Genomic DNA, 11,933 nt, shown 5'->3' on the forward strand with positions numbered 1-11,933 from the left:
GGGCATCATTCCGACGACGGGGTGGCCTGGCTCACGGACAATGACCGTCAAATCGGTCATCCGTGTCGAATGCCTGCACGCGGGTGGATTAGGGGATTAGGGCACCGAACCCGAGGAGCGGAAACGGGTGAGTTGTCCGTGGTGGGGTCGATCTCGCCTTGCGGCAGCGGCCACAACTTGGGTGTGATCAGGAGCCGGTCGGGCGCTGAATCGCGATCAACCACGTTCTTGGTCGCCAGCCAGAGGCCGGGGGCATGGCGCACCTCGCCTGCCGGCGCGGCACATCCCGGGTGGTCCGCTGTAAGCCGCTTTTACGGAGAGTAGTCCTGACTTCTCGCTCTGGCGTCGAGGCTGGTCCATCTGTAATCTGTGCCGAACATTGATGATCACACTGCTTGGTTGATCACGCTGCTTCACGGGGGTGCGGCTGTGTCGTTGGTCCGGCCTGTTTGGCTACTGTCCACTGTGGCCTGTGTTGTGCTGGCGGCCTCCCTCCAGGTGGTGTGGCCAGCTGATCGTGCCGCCGCACAACCAGTGGAGCCCTGTGCCCCCGGGAGTGTGGAACGGGCGGCGGAGTCGGAGCGCGCGGCCCACGCGTTGGCAGTGTCGTGTGACACCGACGTTGAGGTGCTGGCGGCGGCATCGGAGACGACGAAGGTCTTCGCTCAGCCGTCGGGTGATTTCGCCTTCGAGTCGTGGGCCGAGCCGAGGTGGACCGAACGCGATGGGTCCTGGCAGGAGATCGACACGACGCTGGTGGTGGGAGCTGACGGACTTCTCCGCCCGGTCGCGTCAACGGCCGACGTGGTGTTTTCGCGCGGTGGAACCGCACCGTTCGCCACTATGACCGGTGCCGGGGCCACCTTCTCGCTCGGCTGGCCGAGCACTCTTCCCCAGGGCGTGATCGCCGGTGACACGATCACCTATCCGAACGTCTACCCGGATGTTGACCTGGTGGTCCGTGCGGAGCGCGGCGGCTTCTCGCATCTGCTCGTCGTCAAGAGCGCCGCAGCGGCGGAGAATCCGCTGGTCCGTGAGACGCGCTACATCGTCGGCGGCTCGGCAGAGGTATCGGTAGCGGACGGTGCGGTGACGATCGCTGGACCTGAGGGCCTGCTGGCCGCAGCCCCACCAGCCAAGGCCTGGGACTCGGCGCCCTCGGCCAGCGGCGCGCGCACCGGGTTCCTCGCCTCCGACCCGCCGGCCGATCCCGGCTCCGGCCGGTCGACGGCACGAGGGCCGGCGGACTCCGCCCGGATCGCCGAGGTCGACGTGCGGATCGGTGACGGTTCGATGACCGTTGCCGCCGCGCCCGAGGTGCTCGATGATGGGCACTTCCCGGTCTTCATCGATCCGACGTACGACAAGAAGTGGGCCCGCTGGGCTCCGGTGAACGACTCCCGGCCGGACACCCAGTGGACCTCGGGCACGTCGTGGCCACGAGAGGTCGCCCGGGTGGGGTCGAACTACGACAGCCACGGCGACATCTGGCGGTCGCACTTCTACTTCGACACCCAGGTGCTGGCCGGCAAACGGATCACGGGGACGACCAGCGTGGATGCGTGGCTCGTGCACGCCGCCGACTGCGCCGGCGAGTCGATCGGCATCTGGCAGACCAACTCGATCGCGAGCAACACTCCCACCTGGAACGGGATGAGGGACAAGTGGCTGCACGGCGGGGCATTGCAGACCAGACTCGGCAAGGCCAACGCAGGCTGTGGCCAGAAGCCCGACTGGCTGACGTTCAACGGCTCCCAGGTCGGCCACCATGTCCAACGCCACGCGAACAACGACTCCCCGTCGATCACCTTCGGGTTGCGGATGGGAACCGAGAGCGGCGGCCGGTGGGCGAAGTTCGATCCGGATCGTGTCCGGCTGATCGCCACCTACCAGCACAAGCCCACCTCGCCGGTCGCGATCCGAACGGCCCCGGGTGGAAACTGCGCGAAGACGTCGCCCGGACCGTGGATCACCAACCGCACACCCACGTTGTACGGCAAGGCAAACGACGGCGACGGCACCGTGCGGATCCGGTTCGACCTCAATGGCCCGACCAGTCCCGCCGAACACACTTCGGCCTGGACGGACTCTGGCGCGGAGCGAGGCTGGACGGCTCCCACCCTTGCCGAGGGCAACTACAACTGGCGGGTACGCGGCACCGACGGGGTGGAGGCAGACAACACCCCCTGGACCGCCTCCTGCTACTTCCGGCTCGACCACACCCCGCCGACCGCGCCGGTGGTCACCCGAACCTCCGGCACCCCGGTGGTTGGGCAGCCGGTGACGCTCTCCTTCACCTCGTCGGACGCGCGCTCCGGCGTCAAACAGTTCGCGTACGGCATCGGTGTGGACGCCCAGCAGAGCTTCAAGGCATCCACCGGCACGACCACGATCACGTTCACCCCGGAAGCGGGCCGGACCGTCGTCTACGTGTGGGCGCAGGACAACGCCGGCAACTACTCGGCGCGTACCGCGTACAACTTCTTCACCGGCCGGATCACCGAAGCGCAGCCGCAGGGCGCCTGGCGGTTCGACGGTGACCCGCTCGACGATTCCGGGCAGACGCATGACATCACCTTGAGCGGGGGAGTCGGCTACGGATCCGACCGTAAGGGAAACGCCAACGCCGTGTTGACCTTCAACGGTACGGGCTGTGCGGAGACATCGCCGGTGATCCGTACCGATGCCGAGTACACGGTCGCTGGCTGGGTGAAGCTGACCGACAAGTCCGCCAACCGCGCTCTGGCCACGCAGGCCGGCACCATCCGGCCCGCCTTCTACCTGCAATACCACGCCGGCAGCGATCGCTGGGAGTTGGCGATGCCCAGTGGCGACGTTGCGACGCCGACGTGGGCCTATATCCAGACGGCGACGTCTCCGCCGTTGGATGCCTGGCAGCATGTGGCGACCACGGTGGATCCCGTTGCGCGGATGATGCGGATCTATATCGGTGGCCAGCTCGCCGCGGAGGGAGCCATTCCGTTCGTTCCCTGGAACGCGCAGGGCAAATTCGTGGTCGGTTGCGCGGCGAGCCTGACGGATGAATGGCATCAGATGCACGGTTCGATCGACCACGTCGGGGTCTGGCAGGGGCTACTTTCCGAGGCGCAGATTGCTCGGGCAGCCAATGAACTGCCCGCCGGTGAGGTCGGCAACTGGCAGCTGCGCGGCAACGGAACAGAGTCCACGGGCCGTTCCACCGATCTGGAACTACCCGAAACCGCCTCTTGGGGTGACGACCAGTACGGGCGAGTGGACTCGGCGGTCGAGTTGGACGGCACGCAGTGTGTGCGAACCGGCGAAGCGGTAGTGCGTACCGACGAGTCGTTCACGGCCGCGGCCTGGGTCAAGTTGGCGGAGGTCGGCACCGGCAACCAGACGGTCATCGGCCAGGACGGAAACCGGGTCAGTGGCTGGTATCTGGGCACCCGGTACTCGGGTGGCGTGCCCTACTGGGCACTGATGATGAAGCCGGCGGACGAGGAGAACTCCGCCTCACAGTTCACCCGCTCACCCACCGCGTTGACCGCTGACGTGGGACGGTGGACGCACGTGACGGGCGTCTACGACGCGACCGAACAGCGGATGAGTCTTTACGTGAACGGGCGCCCGTCCGCCTCTGTTGTCAGGACCGGGGGGCCGTGGCGGGCCGGCGGCCCGTTGACCGTCGGGTGTGCGTTGTACGCCGGCAGCGACGCCGACCACCTCACCGGAGCGATATCCGGCGTACGGGCCTGGCGAGGTGCATTGACCGCCGCCGAGGTGGCCGCGGTGCACGGCGGTAACCCGGGGGTGACGCTGGAGGGAAGGTGGCCGCTGGACGGCCCGGCCAGCGAAGCGCCGACGTACCTGACCGACCGATCCGGCAACGGCCGTGATCTGACCATCACCGGCCCGTACAACTGGGTGCGCGACCGGGGCTCCGGCCGTGACGGTGCCCTCGGCCTGGAACTCTCCGCGAACTCCTGCGCCGAAACGGCTGGCCCGGCGGTCCGTACCGACGCCTCGTTCACGGTCACCACCTGGGTGCTGTTGGACCAGACGGTCGGAGACCACGCGGTCGTGACGCAGGCAGCCAGCGGCAATCCGGGCTTCTATCTCGGCTACCGCTCTGATGTGAACCGGTGGCACTTCGGTCTGCCGTCGGCCACTGCTGGAAACGTCACCTGGCACAACGCCGAATCTCAGCAGGCACCGGAGCTCGGCAAGTGGACCCACCTCGCCGGCGTCTTCAACGTGGCCTCCGGCAAGGTGCAGCTCTACGTCGACGGGGTGCTGGAGCACGAGACCACCGGCCCGTTGTCCCCGTGGTCGGCCAGCGGCCCGACCTTGATCGGCTGCAACGGGTCGACGAACGGGACGCGGGATTCGTGGCTCGGCGGTGTCGTCGACGACGTCCGGATCTGGACCTCCACCGTCGATCCGGATCGGATCGCCGAACTCGCCGGCCTCTGACCCAGCGACGGGGGCGACCACACGTCGCCCCCGTCGCCGACCCACCTGACTTTTCCTCACCCCTCCTCCGCGTCAGGAAGGTGCCATGTCGCAGTCACGCACCGCTATCTCTCGGCCACGACGAATCATCACCCTGGGCACCGTCGCGGTGCTGCTGGCGTCCACCTTCGCGGTGGCGCAACCGGCTCAGGCGGCCGAGGTGCCCTCCGGCGACCGGCCGGTCAAGGCGGCCAAGCCGGAAAAGGCCCGCCCGGCAACGGTCGATCAGACGCCGCTACCGGACGACGGTGGCAGGTGGGCTGGGCCGAAGCACGCGACGTGGCCGGCGGCGGGCCGAGCGACCTTCGCGGTCGCCGACGCGCGGCCGGATCGGCGGCTGAACGGCGACCGGCACACCGGGCGGACGGTGCGGGGCGCGGCCGGTGGTCTGCCCGTGACGGTCTCGGCTGTCGCCGGTCACAGCGCACCTGACCAGGCGCGGGTGCAGCTCCTGGACGAGCAGCACTCCCGCCGGCTCGGGGTCAGCGGCCCGGTCCTGGTCGTCGAAGGTGCTGCCGGGACGGTCGAGACGGCCTTCGACTACGCCGGAATCCGCGAACTCTACGGCGCGGGTTGGGGCGAGCGGCTGACCCTCAAGCGGCTGCCGGCCTGTGCGGCGACGACGCCGCAGCGCTCGGAGTGTCAGGAGATCGAGCCGGTCGAGGCGGTCAACGACCCGGCCACCAGGACGCTGTCGACCGAGGTCACGCTCTCCGGAGCGGCGCCGATGGTGTTCGCCATGGTGGCCGACGAGTCCTCGGAAGAGGGCGACTACAAGGCCACCGACCTGAAGGCGTCGGGCTCCTGGACGGCGGGGGACAGCTCCGGCGGCTTCTCGTACGCGAATCCGCTGCGCCTGCCACCAGCGGAGGGGCCACTGCCGGAACTGTCGCTTGACTACTCGTCGCAGACGGTCGACGGCCGGATGGCCGGCGCCAACAACCAGGCGTCGTGGATCGGCGACGGCTGGGAATACGCGCCGGGTTTCATCGAGCGCTCCTACGTCACCTGCACGGACGACCGGACCGCGGACGGCGGCAAGGACCCGAACAACAAGGACAAGAAGACCTACGACCAGTGTTGGAAGGGCGACTCCCACAACGTCACCATTTCGCTCAACGGCACCAACGCGTCGCTGATCAGGGATGACACCAGCGGCGTCTGGCGGGTCCAGAACGACAGCAACTGGCGGGTCCGGTTGGAGGGCAGCCCGGCGACGCCGGGCAACGCCACGACCGAACGCTGGACGATCACCACGCCGGACGGCACCCGCTACTTCTTCGCCAGCGAGGCGGCCTCGGCCAACTCCCGCTGGACCGTTCCCGTCTTTGGCAACCACCCGGACGAGAAGTGCCGGGCCACGGCCTTCAAGGACTCGTCCTGCAAGCAGGCGTGGCGGTGGCTGCTGGACAAGGCCGTGGACGTGCACGGCAACACCGTCCGCTACTACTACGAGAGCGAGACCGGCTACTACGGCGCAGCCGACGACAAGGACAACCGGCAGTCGTTCCACCGGGGCGGCTACCTGACCCGCATCGATTACGGGCTGCATGCCGACCATCCGAGTGTCGCCGCCACCGGCCGAGTGGTGTTCACCGTCGCGGACCGTTGTCTGGCGACGGAATGTCACAAGGACGGCAAGCCGGTCAAGGCCAACTGGCCGGACGTTCCGTGGGACAAGCACTGCGACGCGACGCCCTGCACCGACAAGCTGTCGCCGGTCTTCTTCACCACCAAGCGGCTGACGAAGATCACGACTCAGGTGCGTAGCGGTAGCTCCTTCTCCGATGTCGAATCGTGGAGTCTCGCCCACGAGTTCAAGGCACCGAAGGTGGCCGGTTCGGCGTCGTTGTGGTTGAAGGAGATCGTGCACGCCGGGCACGTCGGCGGCACCGTCACCGAGCCGCCGGTGCGGTTCACCGGGGTGGAGTTGGCCAACCGCGCCAACGTTCTGGCCGGGGCACCGCTTTTCTCCCGGTGGCGGATCCAGACCATCCGCACCGAGTCCGGTGCCGACATTCACGTCACCTACTCCGAGCCCGACTGCGACCACAACGACCTGCCGGCGTCGCCGCAGAACAACTCCCGGCGCTGTTACCCGGTCTACTGGACGCCGGACGGCTACTTCGAGCCGAAGCTGGACTGGTTCCACAAGTACGTGGTGACCGAGATTTCCGAGATTGAGCGCACCGCCGACCAGCCGGCGGTCACCACCCGGTACGAGTACTCCACCACTGGCGGCGGCACGTCGACGCTGTGGGGCTACGACGACAGCGAGTTCACCAAGAAGAAGCACCGCACGTACGGGCAGTGGCGCGGCTACTCGCAGGTGGTGACGAAGGTCGGCGAGCCCGGCCGGGGTGTGCCGCTGACCACCCGTAAACGCTTCTACCGCGGCCTGCACGACCAGCCGCTGCCCAACGGCGACCGGCGCACCGTGCAGGTCTCCGATTCGGAGAACAACACCTTCACCGACCACTCGGCATTGGCCGGCATGCCGTTGGAAGAAGCGACCCTCGACGGCTCGACCGTGGTCGAGGCGTCCACCACGCAGTACTGGACCCGCCAGACCGCCGCACGTAGCCACGACGGGGGCACCGACCGGGCGTACTTCAGCGGGCCGTCCGTGCAGAAGACCCGCAAGCTGCTGGCGGCGAACAAGTGGGGGCGCACCGAGACCCGGACCACCTACAACAACGACGACGGCCTGCCCGAGTCGGTCTCCGACCTGGGTGACACCGACATCACGGGCGACGAGACCTGCACCCGCACCACGTACGCCAAGAACCAGACTGACTGGATCCGGAAGGCGGTGTCCCGGGTGGAGACCGTCGCCAAGGCGTGTACTGCCACAGCGTCCCGCCCAGCCGATGTCATCTCCGATGTCCGGACCTACCACGACGGCTCCAACACCCACGGATCAACCCCGTCCAAGGGGCTGGTGACCCGTGAGGAAACCCTCGACACCTGGAACGGCGGTCCGGTATACGCCACCGTCGCCCGCAGCACCTACGACGATCTCGGCCGGGTCAAGACCTCCACCGACGCCCGCGGCGGGGTGACCACTACCGAATACACCCCGGAGGGCCCGGGACCGGTGACCCAGACGGTCACCCTCAACCCTCTCAAGCACAAGGTGACCACCTACCAAGAGCCAGCCTGGGCCGAGCCGACCGCGGTGGTGGACGCCAACAACAAGCGCACCAACCTGGCACACGACCCGCTGGGCCGGCTGACCAAGGTGTGGCTGCCGGGCCGCGCCCAGACCGCCACGCCCAACATGGAGTTCAGCTACCAGGTGCGCGCCGACGGGCCACTTGTCGTCACCACCAAGCGACTCGGCCCCAACGGCAACCAGATCACCGAGGTCGGGCTCTTCGATTCGCTGTATCGGCCGGTGCAGACCCAGGAGGACGCGCTCGGCGGTCGCCTGGTGACCACGACCGGCTACAACGACCGAGGTCTGGAGGCGTACCAGGCCGGGCCGTCGTACGTCACCGGCGCGCCGGGCAGCACGCGGCTGGAACACGACCCCGGCACGGATCGGGTACGGACGGTGTACAGCCACGACGCCGTCGGTCGGGTGATCAGCGAAGCGCTCTGGTCGGGCAACAGCCAACGCTGGGCCACGATCACCAGTTACGGCGGCAACCCGGACGGCTGGCAGGTGGCGACCACCCCACCAGAGGGTGACACCGCCACGGCCACCACCAGCGACGCCCGCGACCGGGTAATCGAGCTGCGGCAGTTCCACGACAAGACCCCCACCGGCGGACACGACGTCACCCGCTACTCGTACACCCCCCGTGGTGACCTCGCGAGTGTGACCGGTCCGACCGGCAAGGTCTGGCGCTACGAGTACGACCTGCGCGGCCGGGAAGTGCGCGCCATCGACCCGGACAAGGGCGAGACCAACCTGACGTACGACAACGACGACGAGGTGACCTCCTCCACGGACGCCCGTGGTGAGGTGGTCTCCACCGAGTACGACCTGCTGGGGCGGCAGGAGAAGCGATTCGTCAACGGCCAGTTGATCGGCCAGTGGACCTACGACACGTTGGCCAAGGGGCACCTGACCAAGCAGCTGTCAATCGTTGACGGCTACCACTTCACCCGGGAGATCTTCGACTACAACGACGCCTATCAGGTGCGCGACGAAGAGTCGGTGGTTCCGGCCATGCCCGGCCTGGCCGGCGCTGCCGGGACCTACGTCTCCACCTTCACCTTCAAGGTCGACGGTTCGCCGGAACGGATCAGCGTGCCGGGAATGGGTGGCCTTGAGCGGGAAATGCTCAACCACCATTACGACGACCTGGGCAACGTCACGCGTCTGCTCGGCGGAGGGTCGACTTCCGGGGCGGTGAACGTCTACGTCGACGCCGCCACCTATTCGCCCTACGGCGAGCTGCTGAAGCGGACGCTGGGCGTCAACAACCGACCGCAGGCGTACCAGACGTACGTCTACGACGATGCGACCCGGCGGCTGTCCGAGTTCTACTTCGACCGCGACGCGAGCATCAAGAACGTCGCCGCGTTGACCTACCAGTACGACCAGGCCGGCAACGTGCTGTCGATGGCGAACCGGCCGTTGGACAACGACGAGAACCCGCGGCCCGATGCCAGCGACGTCCAGTGTTTCCAGTACGACCAGTTGCGGCGGCTCACCCAGGCGTGGACGCAGAGCACGAACGTCTGTGCCGGCACCCCGCAGGCCGGCGACGTGGGTGGGGTGTCGCCGTACTGGAAGTCGTACGCCTTCGACAAGGCCGGCTCCCGGGAGTCGGTGACCGACCGGCGCACCGGCGTGCAGTCGACCTACGGGTACGCCTCGACGGGTGGCCAGCCGCACGCGGTGCGGACGGTGACCACCGGGGAGCGGGTCGACCACTACGACTGGGACGCCACCGGCAACCTCACCTACCGTCGCGTCGGTGGGGTCACCGAGACCCTGGATTGGAACGCACAGGGCAAGCTGACCGAGATCAGCGGGCCGGACGGCACCACCCGGATGCACTACGACGTCGACGGTAACCGGATTGCGCGGATCGATCCGAACGGCGATGCGACAGTTTTCGTGGCGGGGCAGGAACTGACCGTCTCCGGTCAGAACAAGTCGGCGACCCGCTACTACGAGCACGCCGGCGACGTCATCGCCTCGCGGACGGCGTCCACGCTGGGTGGGGCGAAGGACCTGATCTGGCTGGCGTCGGATCAGCACGATTCGGCGCACTGGGCGGTCAACTCGGTGACCCGGGTGGAGACGGTCCGCTACTCGGATCCGTACGGCAACAAGCGTGCCGGCGGCGACGGGGGCACCTGGCCGTCGGGGCAGCGCGGTTTCGTCGGCGGTATCGAGGACCCGACCGGCCTGTCGCTGCTGGGTGCCCGGTTCTACGACGCGGCATTGGGCGCCTTCATCTCGGTGGATCCGCAGACCGAGGAGTACGACCCGCAGCGGATGCATCCGTTCGCATACGCGAACAACAACCCGATCACCTTCGCCGATCCAGACGGCCTCTTTTGGGGCAAGGTCAAGAACGCGGCCAGCCGGGCCGGCAACGCGGTGGCCAGCGCTGCCACGTCGGCGGCCAAGGCGGTGGTCAACAACGCCGGCACCATCGCGACCGTTGCGGGCACCATCGCGATGGTCTCCGCGGTGCTGCCGCCGCCGGCTCAGGTGGTTGCGGCGGCGGCGGGAGCAGTGGCCGCGGTGGCGGGTGCGATCGACACCATCAAGACCTGCGCGGGCGGCGCCGGTCTTGACTGCGCGATGGGCGTGGCGGGGATGGTCCCCGGCGTCCGCCAGGCCAAGACCGCCGCCCGCGGGGCTGGCGCGGTGAAGAAGGCCGTCAAGGGCGCGGATCCGCCGTGTAACAGCTTCCTTCCTGGTACCCCCGTCTTAATGGCGGACGGCAGCCACAAGGCTATCGAGGAGATCGAACTCGACGACGTGGTCTGGGCCGCCGACCCCGAGACGGGCAAGGAAGGGGCCCGCCCGGTCACCGCGCTGATCACCGGTGACGGAACCAAAACGCTCGTCAACGTCGGCATCGATTCCGATGGTGACGGAATCACCGACGGCAGCGTGACCGCCACCGACGAACACCCGTTCTGGGTCGAAAGCCGGCGGAAGTGGCTGGGTGCGGCGCACCTGAAGCCTGGTGACGAGCTGCTGACCCCTGATGGCGCCCGGGTCAACGTGATCGCGGTCGTCGCATACGGCGCCGTCGCCACAGTTCATAACCTCACCGTCGACGACATCCACACCTACCACGTACTGGTTGGTGGCACCGATGTCCTGGTACACAACACTGGCGGTGCCTGTCCCAATAAGCTCGCGCTTGCCGAGGACGCGCTCGACCGGGCGACGGACATCCACCAGGCGCTGCATCCGCGGGCGGCCCGGGCCCGCACGACATCCGTGATCCACGCCCTGAGGCCCGACGGCACCCGGGTGACGGTCGTATCGACCAGCGGCAAGCGCAACCTGACGCGTGCCCAAAAGGCTCGCATGAAGGAGGGCGAGGAAGCCGCTCCTTCGTCTCGTCTGTTCTCCCGGCACGCCGAGATCAACGGCTACCGGCACATCAAGAAGCAGGGCTACACCCCGCTTGCCGGAGCCGCCTCACGAAACGTCTGCTACCGATGTGCCCGGATCTTCTCCTTCTTCGGGATCACCATCCGCGGGCCCGTCTTCCGCGGGGGCCCACGAGCGACTCCGTTTAGGCTGTTCTGGTGGTAGACGATTGGGCATCCGCTGCCAAAGAGTTGTCCGGCTTGTCCGCGCGGCACCGGGTGGCATTTGTTGCCGCCACGGTGCAGCGCGGGGCACCAGCCTTCACGGATCTGATCCGCCGACGGCGGGCGGACCATGAGTTTTTCGCCGAGACTGTGGAGTTCCTCTGGGCCGTGGCGGCGGGCGCGGAGGCCACGGCGATTCCGGCCCGCCGCGCGCGGCTCAACAAGTTCAAGGAGATGCGGGCGAAACCGGAGGCCGACGACGAGCGGTTCTTCGCCGAGCAGGCAGTCTTCCTGCTGGACTACGCGCTCGACACGGTCGAAGGCGATCGGGACGGGGTTACCAACACGATCAAGTGCATCCTGCACATGATGGACGGCTTCGACCAGGACCTCGGCGAGGACGACAACTACGACCGGGAGCTCGGCTTCGAGGAGCGAGTTCTACAGGAGCTACGCCGTTCGGCGGTCCTCTCTGCCGACGAGGTGTCGGAGTTGCGCCGGCAGGCGTTACTCGACGCCGAGTCGATCCGGGCGGCAGTGGGGCGCGTGCTGCGTTGATGCGGTGATCCCTGGCAAGTGCATGGTCAGTTGGAGCTTTCCACCTGATCAAGTGCCCGTGAACATCGAGATCTTGGTAGAGAGAGTGCACCTGGAGGGGCGGCTTCGCGCCAAGACCTTCGGCGTTATTCGCTTGTGGG

3 protein-coding genes are annotated in these 11,933 nt (G+C 67.7%); all 3 read left to right on the forward strand.

Going from position 1 to position 11,933, the window contains the following annotated elements:
* Positions 1–603: 603 nt before the first annotated feature.
* The 3 genes from Vqi01_RS19245 (at position 604) to Vqi01_RS19255 (ending at position 11,793) form a co-directional block, all read left to right on the forward strand.
* Positions 604–4,455: a LamG domain-containing protein gene (locus tag Vqi01_RS19245; protein ID WP_204036208.1), complete on the forward strand. Its 3,852-nt coding sequence runs from the start codon at positions 604–606 to the stop codon at positions 4,453–4,455.
* An 85-nt stretch (positions 4,456–4,540) separates the two neighbouring features.
* Complete coding sequence (locus tag Vqi01_RS19250; protein ID WP_204036209.1) at positions 4,541–11,236, forward strand: polymorphic toxin-type HINT domain-containing protein; 6,696 nt, start codon at positions 4,541–4,543, stop codon at positions 11,234–11,236.
* Entirely contained in the window at positions 11,230–11,793 is a 564-nt protein-coding gene (locus Vqi01_RS19255) for a hypothetical protein (RefSeq protein WP_204036210.1), read from the forward strand. The genes Vqi01_RS19250 and Vqi01_RS19255 overlap by 7 nt, the downstream gene beginning before the upstream one ends.
* The last annotated feature ends 140 nt before the right edge of the window (positions 11,794–11,933 follow it).

The sequence above is a fragment of the Micromonospora qiuiae genome (assembly GCF_016863555.1).
GTDB classification, from domain to species: domain Bacteria; phylum Actinomycetota; class Actinomycetes; order Mycobacteriales; family Micromonosporaceae; genus Micromonospora; species Micromonospora qiuiae.